Annotated in this window: 15 protein-coding genes, 6 tRNA genes and 2 pseudogenes; 19 read left to right on the top strand and 4 right to left on the bottom strand. The window is 34.3% G+C overall.

What is annotated here, in order from left to right; genetic code table 11:
* Positions 1-322: 322 nt before the first annotated feature.
* On the bottom strand, positions 323-1,183 hold the full coding sequence (locus tag WFZ86_RS01090) for a helix-turn-helix domain-containing protein (RefSeq protein WP_342690226.1): 861 nt from the start codon (positions 1,181-1,183) through the stop codon (positions 323-325).
* 193 nt (positions 1,184-1,376) lie between these two features.
* On the opposite strand from WFZ86_RS01090, the gene WFZ86_RS01085 reads away from it, so the two are divergent.
* The 4 genes and pseudogenes from WFZ86_RS01085 (at position 1,377) to WFZ86_RS01070 (ending at position 3,314) form a co-directional block, all read left to right on the top strand.
* Positions 1,377-1,634 carry a DUF983 domain-containing protein gene (locus WFZ86_RS01085; protein ID WP_342690225.1) on the top strand — a complete coding sequence of 86 codons (258 nt, stop codon included), beginning with the start codon at positions 1,377-1,379 and terminating at the stop codon, positions 1,632-1,634.
* Between the two features lie 57 nt (positions 1,635-1,691).
* On the top strand, positions 1,692-2,012 hold the full coding sequence (locus tag WFZ86_RS01080; RefSeq protein ID WP_342690224.1) for a DUF6370 family protein: 321 nt from the start codon (positions 1,692-1,694) through the stop codon (positions 2,010-2,012).
* Complete coding sequence (locus tag WFZ86_RS01075; RefSeq protein WP_342690223.1) at positions 2,013-2,588, top strand: Crp/Fnr family transcriptional regulator; 576 nt, start codon at positions 2,013-2,015, stop codon at positions 2,586-2,588.
* A 102-nt stretch (positions 2,589-2,690) separates the two neighbouring features.
* Positions 2,691-3,314 (top strand): annotated as a pseudogene (locus WFZ86_RS01070) (putative polyvalent protein kinase domain-containing protein).
* A gap of 84 nt (positions 3,315-3,398) precedes the next feature.
* Here the strand turns inward: WFZ86_RS01070 and WFZ86_RS01065 are convergent.
* Both WFZ86_RS01065 and WFZ86_RS01060 read right to left on the bottom strand, forming a co-directional pair.
* Positions 3,399-4,430: pseudogene (locus WFZ86_RS01065) on the bottom strand (helix-turn-helix transcriptional regulator).
* 105 nt (positions 4,431-4,535) lie between these two features.
* Positions 4,536-5,165, bottom strand: a complete 630-nt coding sequence (locus WFZ86_RS01060) for an HD domain-containing protein (RefSeq protein WP_342690222.1) — start codon at positions 5,163-5,165, stop codon at positions 4,536-4,538.
* A 129-nt stretch (positions 5,166-5,294) separates the two neighbouring features.
* On the opposite strand from WFZ86_RS01060, the gene WFZ86_RS01055 reads away from it, so the two are divergent.
* The 8 genes from WFZ86_RS01055 (at position 5,295) to WFZ86_RS01020 (ending at position 14,982) form a co-directional block, all read left to right on the top strand.
* Entirely contained in the window at positions 5,295-6,347 is a 1,053-nt protein-coding gene (locus WFZ86_RS01055) for a hypothetical protein (RefSeq protein ID WP_342690221.1), read from the top strand.
* Positions 6,348-6,624: 277 nt separating this feature from the next.
* Positions 6,625-6,742, top strand: a tRNA-OTHER gene (locus WFZ86_RS01050).
* 241 nt (positions 6,743-6,983) lie between these two features.
* Positions 6,984-9,224, top strand: a complete 2,241-nt coding sequence (locus WFZ86_RS01045; protein ID WP_342690220.1) for a hypothetical protein — start codon at positions 6,984-6,986, stop codon at positions 9,222-9,224.
* Between the two features lie 175 nt (positions 9,225-9,399).
* On the top strand, positions 9,400-10,821 hold the full coding sequence (locus WFZ86_RS01040) for an RtcB family protein (RefSeq protein ID WP_342690219.1): 1,422 nt from the start codon (positions 9,400-9,402) through the stop codon (positions 10,819-10,821).
* Between the two features lie 123 nt (positions 10,822-10,944).
* Positions 10,945-11,745: a TatD family hydrolase gene (locus tag WFZ86_RS01035; protein ID WP_342690218.1), complete on the top strand. Its 801-nt coding sequence runs from the start codon at positions 10,945-10,947 to the stop codon at positions 11,743-11,745.
* Between the two features lie 122 nt (positions 11,746-11,867).
* Positions 11,868-12,614 carry a nucleotidyltransferase domain-containing protein gene (locus tag WFZ86_RS01030; protein ID WP_342690217.1) on the top strand — a complete coding sequence of 249 codons (747 nt, stop codon included), beginning with the start codon at positions 11,868-11,870 and terminating at the stop codon, positions 12,612-12,614.
* A gap of 10 nt (positions 12,615-12,624) precedes the next feature.
* Positions 12,625-13,920 carry a hypothetical protein gene (locus tag WFZ86_RS01025; RefSeq protein WP_342690216.1) on the top strand — a complete coding sequence of 432 codons (1,296 nt, stop codon included), beginning with the start codon at positions 12,625-12,627 and terminating at the stop codon, positions 13,918-13,920.
* A 3-nt stretch (positions 13,921-13,923) separates the two neighbouring features.
* A complete protein-coding gene (locus WFZ86_RS01020; RefSeq protein WP_342690215.1) occupies positions 13,924-14,982 on the top strand; it encodes a nucleotidyltransferase domain-containing protein in 1,059 nt (352 codons plus the stop codon).
* Here the strand turns inward: WFZ86_RS01020 and WFZ86_RS01015 are convergent.
* The gene (locus tag WFZ86_RS01015; RefSeq protein ID WP_342690214.1) at positions 14,976-15,227 is read right to left on the bottom strand and encodes a WGR domain-containing protein; all 252 of its coding nucleotides are present in this window, start codon (positions 15,225-15,227) and stop codon (positions 14,976-14,978) included. The two genes, WFZ86_RS01020 and WFZ86_RS01015, sit on opposite strands and share 7 nt — an antisense overlap.
* A gap of 897 nt (positions 15,228-16,124) precedes the next feature.
* Between WFZ86_RS01015 and WFZ86_RS01010 the strand changes: the two genes are divergently transcribed.
* The 7 genes from WFZ86_RS01010 (at position 16,125) to WFZ86_RS00980 (ending at position 18,202) form a co-directional block, all read left to right on the top strand.
* A tRNA-OTHER gene (locus WFZ86_RS01010) sits at positions 16,125-16,196 on the top strand.
* 20 nt (positions 16,197-16,216) lie between these two features.
* Positions 16,217-16,289 (top strand) — tRNA-Asp (locus tag WFZ86_RS01005).
* A gap of 91 nt (positions 16,290-16,380) precedes the next feature.
* Positions 16,381-16,453 (top strand) — tRNA-His (locus WFZ86_RS01000).
* Between the two features lie 6 nt (positions 16,454-16,459).
* Positions 16,460-16,531, top strand: a tRNA-Pro gene (locus WFZ86_RS00995).
* Positions 16,532-16,708: 177 nt separating this feature from the next.
* A tRNA-Leu gene (locus WFZ86_RS00990) sits at positions 16,709-16,781 on the top strand.
* Positions 16,782-16,812: 31 nt separating this feature from the next.
* Positions 16,813-17,382, top strand: coding sequence for an RNA ligase 1 family protein (locus WFZ86_RS00985; RefSeq protein WP_342690213.1), 570 nt, complete (start codon positions 16,813-16,815; stop codon positions 17,380-17,382).
* 34 nt (positions 17,383-17,416) lie between these two features.
* Complete coding sequence (locus WFZ86_RS00980; RefSeq protein WP_342690212.1) at positions 17,417-18,202, top strand: ATP-grasp domain-containing protein; 786 nt, start codon at positions 17,417-17,419, stop codon at positions 18,200-18,202.
* Positions 18,203-18,878 lie beyond the last annotated feature (676 nt).

The following is an 18,878-nucleotide window of genomic DNA, read 5'->3' as shown; positions in this document are numbered from 1 at the left end:
GGCAACAACCTTACAAAAAGTACATTTAACAATACAATAGAAAGTATAAATGAATGTAGAAGAAGCCTATAAATATTGGTCAAAACAATACGATACCAACCAAAAACTAGACTTTTTTTAAATATGACTATCCGCAACTAGTACTATTTCATAGCGTAAATTAGTTTACAACTATTATAGCTTGATTCATTCTTTTCTTTGTGGCTCTGCGTCTTTGCGAGTTCAATTTCACGCAAAGGCGCAGAGACGCAAAATGAAGTAAGAACTTTGACTATTTGGTATGAGTTACCAACAGTCATGTTTTTAAAAATAAGTCTCATAATTATTTTGAAAGTCTAAAATCTGTGGGGCTTTTACCGACTTGCTTTTTAAATAATCTCGAAAAATAAGAATAATCATCGTAGCCTAGAGCGACTGCAATCTCGTTTACAGTTAAGTGTTTATCTGTCAACATGCGCTTAGCTTCTAAAATCACTCTTTGAACAATAACACTTGTCGTGGTCATTTGAAGAATTTCTTGACAAATTCGATTCAAATGTTTTAGGCTAATATGCAATTCAGACGCATAAAAAGAAGGAGCCTTTTGAGTTCTAAAGTACCTTTCTATGAGTGCTTCCAAATCTTTAATCTTCCTATTATAAAGATGTGTTTCCACAATGTGAATAGCATTGTATTTCCTTGCTATCTGAATATGAATAATATCCAGTAGATTTAAAATTACATCTTGTCGCCACTCTTTATCGTCTTTTACTTCTTCGACAATCGTCTCAAAATAAGGTAAGAGCTTTTTGGATTCAGTAGCATCAAAAAGCATTTCTGGCCGACTATTTAAGGAAGTGTAAAAAGCATAATCTTTGATTTGTTTTTGTCTAAAATACAGATTAAACATCTCCTCAGAATAAAAGATGACAAAACCGTCTATATCTTCGCTCAAACTCCAATGATGCATTTGTCCTGGCTTCAAAAAAAACACACTCCCCTTCTGAATAGTAAACGTAGAAAAATCAATTTCATGTGTCCCTGAACCTTGAGTAAAAAAAACCAACACATACGAATTATGTCTATGTGGTTCCTCTACAAAACTGTGTTTCTTTAGGTGATCTTTAAACGTATTTACATATAAATCCTTATCGATTTGAGGCGATAAAAATTTTCGTATTGGGTAAATAGGATATTTTCCCATATGCTAAAATGTCTTTTTTGTGCTATAAGTTGCGAATATAAAGAAAAGTAACCACTGAAGTAAAAATTACCTTTGAAAAAAAATTTCTATGCCACATTCTATTTATCATATCCTAAATAACGATTGCCCTCAATGCCGAAAAGGCAAAATATTTGATGAAAGAAACATTTTTTTCAACTTGCACTTTCCAAAAATGCACACCCACTGTTCGAATTGTAATTATAAATTTGAGAAAGAACCTGGATATTTCTTTGGAGCAATGTATGTAAATTATGGAATAAGTGTTGCGCAAGGCATTCTAACTTATCTCATAGCCCATTTGTTTTTCACCGAACGCTTTGACTTAAGAATGATTCCTATAATCGCAGTTATTCTCATCACTCTATCGCCTTTCAACATTCGTTTGTCAAGAATATTGTGGATTTATCTATTTAAAAATTATACTACCTAAGCCGTAATCCTTCAAAAAACTACTAACTTGCATTTATAATTTTTTTTAAAATCGAATATGAAAAAAATAGTATTTGCTCTGTTGTTAGTCATTTCTGCTAGCAGTAATGCCCAAGAAAAAAAAGAAACTCCTAAAAAGCAAATTGTAGAAGCTTCTTGTGGGCAATGCCAATTTGGTATGGAAGGAAAAGAGTGTGATTTAGCTGTTCGCATCAACGGAAAATCTTATTTCGTAGATGGTACGCATATCGACCAACACGGAGATGCTCATGCCAAAGACGGATTTTGTGCAGCCGTTAGAAAAGCTGAAGTAATTGGCGAAATCGTAGACAATCGCTTTAAGGTAACGTATTTCAAATTGTTACCCGAAATAAAATAAATGGCTTTAATTCTTCAAAATATTGCCAAACACGTGGCCTTAACCCCCGAGGAAGAGGCCTTATTTTTGTCCAAAACAACGACTCAAAAACACAAAGCCAAATCGGTTTTGTTGCACGCAGGTAGAGTGACTGATAGTACTTATTTTGTCAATTCAGGGATATTGAGAAGCTTCAATATCAACGATAACATTATCGAACATGTATTGCATTTTGCCTGCGAAGGGTGGTGGATGGGCGATATGTACAGTTACATTTCTGGAAAACCAGGCAATCTTTTTATCGAAGTCCTAGAAGATGCTGAAATAGTGACCATTACCAAAGAAAACCATCAAGAACTCTATAAAACCATCCCAAAATTGGAACGCTTTTTCAGAATACTCGCAGAGAATTCTTTAGTGACCCACCAAGAACGCTTGATGGATAATTTGAGCTTGACCGCCGAGGAACGCTATGAAAAGTTCTGCAAAAAATACCCCACTTTAATTCACAAACTCCCTCAAAAACACATCGCTTCTTATATTGGCGTAACACCTGAATTCTTTAGCAAAATGAAGAGCAGGTTATTGAAGAAGTGATCGATATCTATTTCAAAACCATGATTAGTCTCGAAGTTACTTCGTGCAAATCCCAACTAAACATTATAACAATTTAAATTTTATCTTTGTGATTTAAATTTCATGAAACATGAACTACAAAATATCATTTCAGGAAAGAGCCAAGTTAGGCATGGAGATGCTATCCAAGCAATCGTCAGTCACCTTAGAAGAAGCAAGAGCTCAAGTAGCGAGACTAAAGAAAGCAAGCAAATCAAAAGTGAAGAAGCAAGGAGCATAAAACAATTTTGCGACCAAAATAATTTTTGGACTGTAGCTATTGACATCAATACTTTTGTTTCTAGTGGTGCTGAACAAAAAGTTTATCTTCATAATGAGTTTCAGGTTTATAAACTCAACGATGCTATCTATTATTTATGATGGGAAGATTATCTCAATAATTTATTACTGAATAATTATTTTTTCCCAGACACCTCTTATCAATTAGTTGGTTTTTATGAATCCGAATCCGTTTTATATGCCGTAGTTGAGCAAGCTTTCATAAAATCAGATCAAGATACAGACTTAGAAAATGTAAAAAATTTTCTTGATGAAAATGGATTTAAAAACACCAGAAATAATGATTATTTTAATCCTGATTTAGGAATTATTCTGGAAGATTTACATGATGAAAATGTACTGACATATGAAGGTAACTTATATTTCATTGATACCGTTTTTTATATTACACCATCATTTTATCAATAGTATTTCAAAACCGAAACTCCCCCAAAACATATTGCTTCTTATATTGGCGTAACACCTGAATTCTTTAGCAAAATGAAGAGCAGGTTATTGAAGAAGTGATTCATTCTCATCATATTTTTCAAGAGCACCAATTAAAATCTGCTTCATTCTATTACGCAGACCTGTCGGCTTTAGGACCTCTAGACCTTGTCCAAAACCCAACAAAAGGCGTTCGAATTCATAATTCACAATAATCAATAAATGTATTATTATGCTACCATCGTCATTGGTTGTAATAAGGCGCTGCGTAGCATGAAGCGGTTTCGTTATCACATAAGGTGCATTGGTTTTGTCAATCCAAAGTTCAATTTTCCTGGCTTGTAATCCCGAATTTACAGTTACACCAATAATGTTTTTATAATAGTGATCAGCGTCGAATACTTCATCAATATAGGATGTTTGAAAATCATAATCAATCGCAATGATCCTGTCTAAAGCCAAATTAGTAATAGGCTGTGATTTCTTTTTCCTACCCACCAAAAACCATCTATTATTAAACTCTTTCAGTATAAAAGCATGAAAGAGAAATTCACTTTCCTCTCTAGATTTGAATGATTTGTACCGTATTTTTAAGACCACTTTCTTAATGATTGCTTGATACAATTCATCTAAAAAATGTAGTCCTTTTAAGTTTTCGTTTTTATCCAAATAGATTATGGGTTGCGTATTCGACTTCTCGGCATAAATTTTATCTTCTAACCGCTGTAAAATATCCGAAACATCATTAAACAAAGAAAAATCTTTAAACTGCTTTAGCATCGAAACCGTTTCACTCAGCACATTAATATCCGTTTCTGAAAGTGGAATATCCGTAATAGAAAAATCTTCGTCTTCGTATTTGTAAAACTTCTTATCATACACCACAATAGGTGCATTGTATCCCAATTTCTCACTCCGCATCATTTAAATATCCGCTTGAATGGTGCGCTTGCTCACTGGATTTTCTTTGCCTTCATACTCAAACAAAGCATCACTAACCGCCGCTATTAAATCCTCCAAAGTCCAAGTTCTATATCGGTTTTGCAGGCATTTATCAATAGTTTTATAACGAATTAAAGCATTTTTATTTTGAGCCATAGTTGCATTGATTTGTTTTGAGCGTGCCCCAAGGGTCGGGCTGTACACTATATCTATTGTGGCGAACCCCGCCACAATAGGATGCCGTTTCCATCCCTCACGCAATTACGTTAATAATAAAATCTCTTTTTCAATATTGGTTCTTGCTTTTTCCTCATACAAACTTCGAAAGGTTTCTGTTTGAAAAATAAATTCATTTTCCAAAAAATGTTTCAATGCTTTTACACGTCCGGGTTTGTATAAAAAATCAGGGTAAATGCGGTATTCTTTTCGTATTTGCTCAAAATAAATTTTGTAATCTTCCCACTCTTTTGACAGGATTTTCAAATCAAAATCAATCAGCCAGTTGATATCTTCTATCTCATTATGCTGATGGAGTTGTGTCGCACAAATGGCTTCAAAAACCAATTGCCTATCAAGTTTCGCATTTTCAGGTAAAATGGCTAAAGCATATTCAGCACTTTTTAGTTCATTATCTTTTTTTGAACTTAGATAAACATAATCATGATAAAAAATGCATAATAATATTTCGCTCGGAAACTGAAGTTGATCAAAATAAGTTTCATAAGCATCAATCATTTCTTTTAGATGCGTCAGATTATGATAATGCCTTGATTTTTTTGAATATGCTTTTTCCAAATCAAGCCAGTTTTGCTGAATCTCTTTTTCATTAAAACCAATATTCAAAAGCAGTTCAGAATATTTTTGTTTGAGGTTCATGATGTTTTTTCTCAAAAATAAGATTCTTTTTTAACTGCGTAAAACAATTGCGTAAAAGATTATCTTATAAATCATTAAATATGATGATTTTAATAGTAGAAAAAACTTGTATTATTGCGCGTTAATTAACCTACAAAAAAAAACATGAAAAAAATAATTGCATTTTTGATACTTACCCAATCGATTATTTCTTGTTCTAATTCAGATGATTCCGCTGATGACAATCAGATAAGCGGCGGAAAATACTATGCGGTTGGCAGTACATACGGAAAAAATAAAGACAATAATTTTACCCAGCTTGCTTCGGTTTGGATAGATGGGGAACCAACTATTCTATCAAACACAGCATCATCATCTGTGGCTAATGCTGTTACTTTCTATAACAATGACACTTATATTGTTGGAACTGAATCTTTGAATAATGGCAACGCTATACTAAAAATATGGAAAAATAATACTGCTGAAAGTTTAACAGACGGAAACCATACGGTAGAAGCAACAGACCTGACTGTAAACGAAGGAAATGTTTATATATCCGGAAATGAATTTATTGGAACCTTGAATTCTTCAATCGCAACGATCTGGAAAAACGGACAAGCCATTCGCCTAAGTGATAAAACTTCAGAGGCCAATGCTATTTATCTGTATAAAAATGATGTATATGCAACGGGTTACAAAATAATCGATGATAAAAAAACAGCAATTGTATGGAAAAATGGCGTTGAAACTGTTTTAACTTCAGAGGAAGATGATTTGGAGAGTATAGCGACAGATATTTATGTGGATGCTAATGCCATTTATGTAACCGGATATTTAAGAAATCCATTTAAATCTAAGGCTATACTTTGGAAAAATAATAGTCCTGCTACATTGTCTGATGAAAACGACTTTTCACAAGCCAATGCTTTATTTGTCCACAACACAGATGTATATGTCGTAGGTTGTCATATCGACACACATCAATATGACTTTGTTGGTAAAATTTGGAAAAACGGAACTCTTGTTAAGGAAATCAATGGAGCTAATCCTAAATCTATCATTATCAAAAACAATAAAATTTATACTGCGGGATCCGGATTAGATGAAAAAGGAATGAACGATGAAGGTACAATTTGGGAATCAAACCTTAACAATTTAGATTTTATTGCTAAATACAAATTTCCCAATAACAAAGTAAATGCGGTTTTGGTAAAATAATATCGAAATACAAAAAATTTGATTTAGTGCATATTAGTCAATTTTAGATTGAATTTAATGTTTTAAAAGCGTTCATACCGAACGCTTTTTTTTGTTTTTTAAAATAATTTATTTTACTGCGCAAAATAACTGCGTAGTACTTTTAAAATCTTTGTTCAAGAAATAAAACAAACGTTCATAGAAATAAAATAAAGAATAAAACAGGTCAAGTTTGAGTTACTTCGAAAACACTTTCCACGTACATACTTACACCATTACCTTTTTATTCAATTATTATGAGGCAGTAGCTCAGCGGTTAGAGCAGGTAGTTTTGAAATTATCCTTCAAAGGTCAATCTAAACTTACTTCGTACACTTCTAATGTCCGGGTCGTGGGTTCGAATCCCATCTGCTTCACTATTAATGGTCAATTAAAACTTACTTCGGGAAATTGGTTTTTCCGGTTCGAGTCCGGCAAGTTTTAAAATTATTATTAATAAAAAAGAGGGTCAAGATTAACTTACTTCTTTGGGGAAACCCACCAGATAAAATAGTTCATCAATTACACTCGAATTTAAGGTCAAGTGCTTCTTACTTCAAACACTCTTTTAGGTAGAACTCAGAAGCACCATTATCTAAATTTTAAAAATTAAAAAAAATGAAAACAAGAGAATTATTAAAAATCAGTTTACGTCAAAATGCTATTTTCATTCCGTCAGAAATGATTACTAATGATGTTAAAAATTTATCAGGAACAACATCGGTTTTATTAGCCAATGTTTCAAAACTCGGATTTACATTTTCTGAATCATTATTACATGCTTTAAATAATGTCAGCCCAAATTATAAAATCGAGGTTTTAGAAGTTCTAAGAGAAGTTTTAGGAACCAATAAAAACTGGACACCTTTGATAAAAGAATGGAATATTCCAACAGGAGAATCTGTTTTGGATCATATTCTAACTTATTTCTGGAATGTTTTAGGTGTCAAAAACGGAACAACTTTACAATGCGGACATATTATCCCTGATAATACTTTTCCGTTAGCAAGATATAACGGTTGCCCGTTCTGCGGAACTCCATTTGAATTTGGAAAACTGGAAAATATCGGACAAGGAAGCAAATTGAAAATACTTGAATTGTGGACAGAAAAAGATTTAAATGATTTCTATATCTCATTATTGCAATCTAAAACAGCTTTAGACGCTACTCAGGTAGATAGTTTAAAAATGGCGATGCAATATTTGTCTTTGCCAAAAACTGAAATAGCAATGAAGGAAACTTTAATGCTGGTTATCGATCTTTTGATTGAAAATGGCACTGAAGATATGGCTTCGCAGTTTTTGAAAACGCCAACAGATATCTTACGTTATTTATGGTATAAAAATACAGGAATACTTCAGATTATGGAGCCAAAAACGATTATCAAAAAAACATCAAAAAATGCATATCATTTTTACAATGTTTTAGACACAAGTGTTCCAGCAAGAATTACATCACAACAAGATTTGAAACTGAAATATTCCCGAAAAGAATGTTTGATGGTAGCAAATTGGTTAAATAATATGAATTTGGATGTAGAAGCAATGTGCGAGATCATGCATCCAAAAAGAGGAATGTGGGTTCGTTTTATCCGAGCGTTGCGTTTGGCAGAATACAGTAAAAGAAAAGGATTTGAGAAATTGAATTTTTTAATGGATGTATTCTACAACCAGGTGTATGATGTTTGGCAAAGTAAAGTGAATTCGTCAAGATTGAAATTTGATGCCGATAAGACATTTGCCTTATTGAAACAGCGTCCGGGTTTATTTGCACGTTCGTTATTTTCGAACATGCTATGGTTTGGAGCAGAGGAAACTGTTACTCATTTTGAAGAAATCATCGATAAAGTTCCGGCAAGACTGGTGTTTACATTAAACATGTATGCGCAGAATTACTTTGATGTAAACATGCAGAGAAGTGTGAAACCTTTGGGCGGAACAAACAAAAGAATTGCGCCAAATCAGTTGTTGAAGTTGTATGATGATGCTCAGTTGAATACAATGAAAACTCAAATTGAAGACCTGACTATTTTGGCGATGAAAAAACGATTTGCGTCGGTTTCAAACCCAAACAAAACGATCTATATTGATCCGCAATTGTACAATATGCCAGTTTCGATTGGTGATAGAAGCGAAACCATTCAGGATCTGCCGGTTGCTTTAATGGGAACACGTTTTCCAATCGAAGGAAATGAAGTGCGATTGTTTATGCAATGGGGTAAAGATTTGCCAGCGCAGCATTTAGATATGGATTTAAGCTGTCATATCGCGTACGAAGACCGTTCAGATATTTGTTCTTTCAGCCGATTGACAACAACGGGCTGTCAGCATAGTGGTGATATCAGAAGTATTCCGAATAAAATTGGAACGGCTGAATATATCAACATTAATATCGACCAATTGGCGAAAGCCAAGGCAAAATTTGTAACTTTTACTTGCAATGCGTACAGCAACGGAAGTATAACTCCAAATTTGGTTGTAGGTTGGATGAATAGTAAATATCCGATGAAAATTTCGGAACGAACAGGTGTTGCCTACGATCCGTCCTGTGTCGATCATCAGGTTCGTGTGACACAGAATGTTGCCAAGGGTTTGGTTTTTGGAGTGTTGGATGTAGCCAAAAGAGAAATCGTTTGGTTAGAGATGACTTTCGGAGGTCAGGTTGTTGGAGGTTTGGATTTTAAAGGAGTTCAGGCTTTATTGGCAAAATTGACCAGCAAATTGAATATTGGTAATTTATTACAGCTTAAAGCAGAAGCTCAAGGTTTAACAATCACCGAAAATGAAATGGCTGATGAGGTGTACACAGCGCAATGGGCGATGAACCCAGCGGTTGTGACGCAATTATTAGTAGATTAGTAACAAAGGTTTCACGCAGATTTTGCAGATTTAAGCAGATCTAAAAAGGATTTTTTATAAATAAATAATCTGCGCAGATCTGCTAAAATCTTTTTGAATCTGCGTGAGATAAAAAACTACGCAAAATAATTGCGCAGTAGTAATTAACCTTTGTACTATCAAAATAAAACAAACAATGAAAACACAAATAAACGGTACAGATATATTAGAATTAGGATTCCCGGAAGGAAAAATAATCGGAATAGCATTAAAAATAAACAGCAAAAGAAACGGATTCACAAGAGAAGAAATGATTGCTAATTTCAAAAACGTTTTAGCAGCACCGGAAAATTATATAGACAACGCTATTTTTAGCAAACTGGCAGTAGCATTGATCGAAAAAGCCAATGAAAAACCAGAAGATTTTATCCCTTTAAACCAAAATCCGAATACTTATACTTCTTACGGAGCCGGGCATATCGAAGAAGGTGCCAGAAAACAAATGGAAGTAGCGATGAAACTTCCTGTTACTGTTGCAGGTGCTTTAATGCCTGATGCCCATCAGGGTTACGGATTACCCATTGGCGGAGTCTTAGCCACCAAGAATGCCATTATTCCTTATGGTGTAGGAGTCGATATTGGGTGCAGAATGGCATTATCGGTCTATAATATTCCAGAGGTTTTTTATTATGAGAACGAAGCAAAATTCAAAAGAGAATTGATTGCTCATACTAAGTTTGGTGCAGGACATGGCTTTCATGGACAATACAAATCAAATCATGCAGTTTTAGAAAATGATGCTTTCAATTTGAATCCGTTTGTGAAGAATTTAAAAGATAAGGCATGGTCGCAATTGGGCTCTTCTGGTGGTGGAAACCATTTTGTGGAATTTGGAATTATCGAATTTGAACAAGACGATGTCCTTTTGAATATTCCAAAAGGAAAATATGTGGCTTTGCTAACACATTCTGGTTCACGTGGAATGGGCGCAACCATCGCAGGGCAGTATACCAAAATTGCCAAAGAAGTTTGTAAACTTCCAGAAATGGCAAAAAACTTGGCCTATTTAGACCTAAATTCCCAACTAGGTCAGGAATACTGGCTAGCGATGAATTTGGCTGGAGATTACGCTTCGGCTTGTCACGAGATTATCCATAATAAAATGGAGAGAGCTTTAGGCGCAGAAGTTTTGACAAAAGTCGAAAACCACCACAACTTTGCTTGGAAAGAAATTTGGAATGGTGAAGAAGTAATTGTGCATAGAAAAGGAGCAACACCAGCTGCAAAAGGCGTTATGGGAATTATTCCAGGAAGTATGACTGCGCCAGGATTTTTGGTGAGAGGAAAAGGCGAGAAAAATGCCATCAACTCGGCCTCACACGGTGCAGGAAGACAAATGAGCCGAACCCAAGCCATAAAAAACATCACTAAAACCGAAATGCAGTCCATTCTGAAAGATCATGGCGTAACGCTTATCGGCGCAGGTCTGGATGAAGCTCCAATGGCCTACAAAGATATCAATCAGGTGATGGCAGCGCAACAGGATTTGGTGGATGTCATAGCCAGATTTACACCTAAAATGGTCAGAATGGCGGATGATGGGAGTAGAGAAGACTAATTATTGGAAAAAGAAACAAGAAACAAGAGAATAGAGTAAAGAAAATAGACTTTAGAACTAAGTGCAGAAGTCTTTTTTCTTTCTTCTTTACTCTTTACTCTTTACTCTAAAAAAATTAAAAAAATGAATACATACATAGATATCGGAATTAATTTAACGAATAAACAATTCCAAAACGATACAGACGATATCGTACAAGACGCAATCGATGCCGATGTAACCAAAATGATACTCACTGGCACCAGCGTAAGAAACAGCGAAGAATCATCAAAAATTGCGAGGCAGTATCCGGGCGTTTTATATGCGACAGCCGGAATCCATCCGCATGATGCGCAGCATTTTGATGCACAAAGCATTTCAAAACTGCGGAATTTATTAAAACAAAAACACGTAGTTTCAGTAGGCGAATGCGGGCTCGATTTTGACCGTGATTTTTCGCCCCGAAACAAGCAGGAAGAATGCTACAAAGCCCAGCTCGAATTGGCGATTGAAGTTCAGAAACCTTTGTTTCTGCACGAAAGAGCCGCTTTTAATAGTTTTATGAATATCACTAAAGACTATTTACCGCAATTACCAAAAGCCGTTGTGCATTGTTTTACGGGAAGTCTGCAGGAAGCCAAAACGTATCTCGACAACGGATTCTATTTGGGTTTTACTGGAGCGATTTCAGACAGTAAACGTTTTGCACATTTAAAAGAAGTGATTCAATATGTTCCGCTCGACAAAATGATGATCGAAACCGATGCGCCGTTTATGCTTCCTAAAAATGTCCCGAACAGCCTCTTGAAGAAATACCACGAACGCCGTTGCGAACCTGCTTTTCTGCCGTATGTTGCGGGAACAATTGCACAGTTTAAAGGAATTCCTTTGAATAAGGTTGCCGAAGAAACGACTAAGAATGCTAAAAGTTTTTTTGGGATTTAGATGTTTTATAACAGGTTTTTAAAACCTGTTAGGTATTATTTAAAAGATTATTTGTTAGCTTTTAAATTCAGGTATTATTACTTGGTTTAAACTTTTTTGTTTATTTACATTTGAAAGCAATCATGAAAGAAAAAATACGCCAAAAATTACAAGAAATAGAACTACAGAAAAACGTAGAAATACTTTTTGCGGTAGAGTCAGGCAGTCGTGCCTGGGGATTTGCTTCGCCCGACAGCGACTATGATATCCGTTTTATATACAAGCACGAAGCGGATTATTATTTGTCACTTTGGGAAAAACCCGATGTAATAGAGTTCATGACCGAAGACGATCTCGACGGCTCAAGATGGGATTTACGGAAAGCCGTAAAGTTATTAGCAAAATCTAATGCACCTTTGCTAGAGTGGCTGTATTCGCCTGTGGTTTATTTTGAAAATGAGGAATTTGCAAATGCAATGCGTGAACTAGCAAACGACTGCTTTTCGCCCATAGCGACTTTGCATCATTATTTGGAAACTACCAAGAATTTCATGGAGGTATGTGAACAAGAAGAAGTAAAACTAAAAAGCTATTTCTATGCTTTGCGAACCGCTTTGGCTGGAAAATGGATTATAGAAAGCAACAGTTTTCCACCAGTTAATTTCATGGAATTATTGCCAATTGCACCACAAAACATACAAGAAAAAATAAAAGAATTGACGGTGATAAAAGCCAGCCAAGACGAAAAATACCTGCACCCAAAAGAGGTTTTGATAACTGATTTTTTGATGGAAACGGTAAAGTTTAATCAGGAGAATGCTAGTAAGTTGGGAAGCGGGAAGAAGATGAATGAGGAGTTGGATTTGTTTTTTAGGAGAGAAATTATTTAAAAAAAATTAGATGAGATTATTAAAAGATATTTCACATCTTGAATTTATTATTCAAGATGATTATGAACTAGATGAGATTATCCTAAAGTATGGAAGTACTGGAGATCAAATTGAAGAGCATTTAAATGGAAATGTAAAAAACAGAATAGAAATTAAAAGATTTTTTAAATGTGTTGAATATTATCAAATAGGAGAAAATGATTATGACATAACTGAATGTAATATCACAAAAGAAGCGTATTTTAAGGCCGTAGAAGAAAATTATGGCGATTTTATCTATTTGACAGGTTTAAATTATGAAGATTTTTTAGATGATTTTGATTCTCATCGGTTCGATTCTTTTTTTGAAGAGATTGTCTTAAGAGATCTTTTTATTGAAACAATTGAGTCAATTGAAAATGTAGTTTTCAATGCTATAAAAGATTCTAATGCAAAGATGATATTAAACTCATTAATTCAATATTTGTCAGATTCAATATGGTTTTTGAAGAAATTCAAAAATGATGATTTTAGTGCTAGACATGATAAATCGAATAAAATCCAAAAAGAATTATGTGGTTACTTTATTCACTATAATACTCTATTGCTAAAAGTTTTAAAATATAATTATAAATATATTTTTCCAGATTTTGTATCGATTATAGATGATATTATTTTCGAAAATATTAATATCAAAAATTTTAGAGAGATTCCACTTTTAGAAGATATTGTTAAATCTTGTGAAGAAACTCAAATTAACGAAACATTCTTTCAATGCGATGAAAATAGTAGAAATAGGCAAATTTTAAGTTTACTTAAATTTAGTAATAAATATATTGTAGCAAATCAAGAACAGGTTGGATTATCAGGTAATTTAAAAGATATTAATTCTGGAGAAGCTGACGGAATTATTAAAGATTTAAATCAAAGGACTATTTCGTATGTTGAGTTTTTTAATTTGTCATCAACTAAAATCAGTTATAAAAATCATTCTACAGCTAAAAATGTTATCACTGAGCATATAAATAAGTTAGAAAACAGATATGATATCAATCTTGGTCTTCCAATAAAATTTGTTGTAATATATTATAATGTTGGAGATAATTCCTTTGGAGTTGAATCTAATAAATATAAAGAGTTTATAGAAAAAGGTGAGTGTTTTAAATTTAAGTTGAATGAGATACATGAAATTAATATTCCATCTACCAGTGGAGTTGCAAATACTGGAATAAGAATTTTTAAAACTTTACACAATAGGGACGAAAAAAATGTTTCTTTATATCATATATTAGTAAGATTTCCTAAAAAGAAAAAAAAACTAAAGTAAACAATGACCATTCAAGATCTAAAATCCCAAAACCTCATCCTTCTTGAAGTTATTTCGGGCAGTAAAGCGTTTGGGCTAGCGACCCCAACATCAGATACCGATATCAAAGGAGTTTATTATCTGCCAAAAGAAAAATTCTTTGGTTTAGATTATATTCCACAAATAAGCAATGAAACCAATGATGAGGTGTATTACGAGATTGGTCGTTTTGTAGAATTGTTACTCAAAAACAATCCTAATATTCTCGAAATTCTGGCTTCGCCGGAAGATTGTATTTTGTACAAACATCCGTTAATGGACAATTTGAAAATAGAAGACTTTCTATCCAAATTATGCAAAGATTCTTTTGCGGGTTATGCCGTAACGCAAATCAAAAAAGCAAGAGGCTTAAACAAGAAAATCGTAAATCCGCTGCCAAAGGAAAAGAAAAGCCTTTTAGATTTTTGTTATGTTTTAGAAGATTATAAAACCGTTTCGGTATTAGAATTTATAACAGAAAAGAATTTAAAGCAAGAACAGATTGGTTTGGTCGATCTTCCCAATTCAAAAGGAATGTTTGCGATGTTTTACGATTACGGGAAAACATTGGGTTACAAAGGCATTATTCAGAAAGAAAACTCCAATGAAGTTTCGCTTTCATCGATTCCAAAAGGTGAAAAACTAATCGGTTATTTGTCCTGTAATCAAGACGGATATTCAAAATACTGCAAAGAATACACTGAATACTGGAACTGGATCAAAAAACGCAACGAAGAGCGTTACAATACCAACCAACAACACGGCAAAAATTACGACAGCAAAAACATGATGCACACGATTCGTCTTTTGCAAACGGCAGAACAAATTCTTTCGACGGGAAAATTAAATATCCGTGTTTCCAATCGTGAGGAACTTTTAGATATTAAAGTCGGAAACAGAGAATACGATGATTTACTCGAAATGGCGGATAATCTTATTGCTTCAATCGAAAAGCATTATAAAGTCTCAACTTTGCCTGAAAAGCCGGATGAAGCAAAAGTATTTCAAACTCTCATCAAAATAAGGGAAGAACTATATCAATAAATAAAAACGGCTGTCCTCAAAAAGGCAGCCGTTTTTTGTTGCGACTGCGAATATCCTTTTTTTGTTTTTTCGGCCAGTATTTTCTCAGCCGCTTTAAGACATTCTTCCGGACTTGAAAAGCTTTTGGTCTGACTGGTTCCGCTTGTGCCATTTTTACCGTAGGTTACTGTAAATTCAAGTCCTGAGGCTTCTATTTGCCAAAATTTATCTGAATTTCCGTCAATGTATTTAAGATGTTTCTTCATCCTGTTTTTATAGGGATTATATAAAAAAGTTTAGGCTTAGGATATTCTCAAAAATATAAATTATTAAAAAATATTATGTGGCGAATAAAGAAAATATTGGTTAAAAATTATGTGTATAATTTCAAAAAACAGGATTAAGAAGATTAATTTTTTAGTACATATTAATAAAATAATTACATTTGCTCCCGAAATAGAATAAAATATAAATTTATGAAACTGTCTGTAGCACATAAAAACTATAATCTGATAGGAAATTTTCCTGCGGATGGTTATGGACGTGATAGGTATTGTATAGAATTGAAGAATAAATTGTAATTTAAAATTCAATATAGAAATATAAAAGCGTCCTCATCGGGACGCTTTTTTTGTTTTACAGCATTTTGATATCGCTAAATCAGACAGAAAAGAAGACTAAAATGATAGAAAAATAATCTTTAACTAAAAATAATTAAAAAAATAATAGACCAAATGTTACATGATAAAACCAAATAGCGAAATATAATCTTGAAAAATAATCCAATGAGAGACAGTCATTTGATACAAAAAGGGATCTGCACAAGTATGCGGAAAGGGATTTTTATGGACTTTAACAAAGCTTAAGTAATTGGTAATCAGTAGAGTAATTTAAAAAATAATTTGGATAATTGATTTTTTCGACTTTATCTTTGCCGAAGAAAATCAGAACAAAGATTTTCAGATAAAAATGATTTCAAAATATAATACAACACATAAAATGATTTTTGATTTAAAAATATACAGTTTAGAACAACTACACCCGGGACACGATCTTGGATGTAACACAATACAGGTGCATGAACATGGGCAATAGGATACGTATATCTTATAAATCTTGTAAGCACCTTTAACCGGGTGCTTTTTTTATGCCCAAAAAATAATGGTTTTGTATAGCAATTGGTAGATAGTCAGCGAGTTTGCTGGAGGTTGAAGGTTCGAACCCTTCCAAAACCACTTGTTCTCTAGAAGGAACTGGCTCATTGGGGTTACTGGCTAACCTTCCCGACTGTCTCTCGGGAGAAACGGGTTCGACTCCCGTATGAGCCGCTTTTTGTGAAAAGGTTCTAAGGTTCTGAGGAACACAGGTTCAAAGTAAAATAAAACTTAGAACCTTAGAATCTTAGAGGCTTAAAAAAATGGTGTTTTTAGTTTATTTGGTAAAACGGCGGTTTGTGGATCCGCAGAACAGGGTTCGATTCCCGAAGACACCCAAAAATCTGGGAAGATAACGGTGGTTGTTTACCCGCCTTGGACGCGGGAGGTCGCAGGTTCGAATCCTGCTTCCCAGACAAAATGGAAATACGCTAAAGCTGGAGAGTTAGGGCGGTCTGAAATGAAATTTTTCATTCAGCGAAACCAAAAAAACAATAAAAATGATGAGCTAAACACCGTTGTCTTTGACTGAGTAGGTTCGAATCTTACTATTTCCACCAATTTCAGTTTTGAAATACTGAGGATTAATAAAAGCAGGAATGGCGAAATGGTAGACGCGGCAGACTTAGGATCTGTATTTTGAGAGTTCGAGTCTCTCTTCCTGTACAAAAAGAAACGTTTAATTAGAAAAGAAACAATGAAAAAGATAACCACATTATTTGCTAAAAACCCTGCTGATTTAGGAAGGGTAATTAATAAAATCAATATCGAAAATAAATGGGTTTTTGATGGAAAAGCTATTGCAACCAGAAAATTCGACGGTACGTCAGCAGCCATTATAGGCGGAGAATTGTTCAAAAGATTCGATGCCAAAAAAGGACGAACAATTCCGGAAGGAGCAATTCCGTGTCAGGAAGCCGATCCAATTTCAGGACATCACCCACACTGGCTGAAATGCGACAGATCAAAATCTGAGGATAAACATTTTTTCGAAGCTTTCGATCAATTAGAAAACAAAGTTGACGGAACATACGAATTATGCGGCCCGAAAGTACAAGGAAATCCTGAAAAGTTTGAGAAACATACTTTGGTAAAACACGGTGCAGAAATAGTAGATTCTGTAAGTCTCAATTTCGATGATTTAGAAAATTTCTTGTCGGAAAATGATATTGAAGGAATTGTTTTCCACCACATTTCAGATGAAAGAATGTGCAAATTGAGAAAAACAGATTTTGGAATTAAACGCCTGAAACTGGAAGCCGTTTAGAAGCAAAAACAAGTAACATTTAAAATTAAAAACGATGAAACAAAAATACAACCGAATTGCCCTTGTGGGTATTGAACAGGAAGAATACGATAGTATAAAAGCCCAATATTCAGGACATATTATCTGGCACCAGTCCATACCAAAAATTGTGGTTAAAGATACCGTTTTGTATATGGAAAAATCGAACGGAATTGGGATGTTGCCTGTAGATAAAGTAGTCTATTACGGAATTTACGATAATGATTTCGATTTTATTGCGGGGCTTGCGATCTGGAATGGCGATTGTTATCCAAAGGCTTCAGCAATGCTGGACTGCCGTTTTAAAATTCCTTGTCTGGTAAAAGCGTTGTCTCTTTCAAGATTCAGTGCCCCACGCGGATTTATAAGTGCAGGCACTTCTGTAAACACAACCGGAGATACGATTGCAAAATGGGGAAACTGGCATTGCGGTGAAAACAAACATCGCTTTACGGGAGAATGGGAAAGCGAATTTACCGCAACCATTGAACCTTATTATGAAGGAGAAGCCGTTCGGATTATGATGATTGGCGATACGTATTGGCAGATCAAATTAGAAGGAGACGATTGGTTAAAGTCTATTCATCCTGATAGCGCAGGTTTTATGCCTGTTGATGATGATTTGCTCGCTGATACGCTTCATATAAAAGAAGCTTTGAAAATGGATATGATCGGGAATGATTATATCCTTGCAAAAGACGGTTCCAAATATTTATTAGAAGTCAATCACATTCCGAACATAACCCGATTTGAAGAGGTTAGACAAGTCTATTTATCGACTGTAATAGAATGGATTAACTAAAAGTTTTTACACTGCGCAAAATTACTGCGCAGTGTAATTTGAATATTTGTTCAGGAAATAAAACAAGTTCTTTTATAAAATGAAATACATCAAAGCTTCGGCCTTGATTAAAAATATCAAACAAGCCCAGTTGCGTGTTTCTGTATAGCACCATTGTAGGGAACTTTCCGCGAAAGCGAATTATGTTTTTCTATGCAGCTTGGTTTGGAGGTTTTCGTATGGTTTTCCAAAAAACTATTCGACACAAGGGATCTAAGGGTTGTGGGTTCGAATCCCACTCGTAGTAATGCGGTAGTTCAAACAGGATAGAACATTAGAGTGTTTATGTAGGTTCGAGTCCTGCACCGAATACGTTTCGGTTAGACAAATTGGTATGTCAACAGACTGAAAATCTGTAAACAGTAGAGACCATCACTCTTAAAAAGATGACCAGAAAAAAAGCTGATTTGTCTTTGTCAGTGAAACTAAGGTTTTAGAATCTAAAATTTCACACTCATGATAAAGCCAGTGCGAAAAGTACTGTTTTTTGAAATACTTGTTTTCTTCTCGATTTGATTGTGAAGATGATTTGGGGATCGTCGCTACAAAATACGATTGAAAACAATTCAAGTAAACAAATTACAGACTCTTCATCCGTTTTTTCGGAGGAGAAAGGCAAAGAGGTTTTTTTATTAAA

This window comes from Flavobacterium polysaccharolyticum, from assembly GCF_038739875.1.
Lineage (GTDB): Bacteria > Bacteroidota > Bacteroidia > Flavobacteriales > Flavobacteriaceae > Flavobacterium > Flavobacterium polysaccharolyticum.
This window is presented reverse-complemented; position numbering and strand designations above follow the sequence as displayed.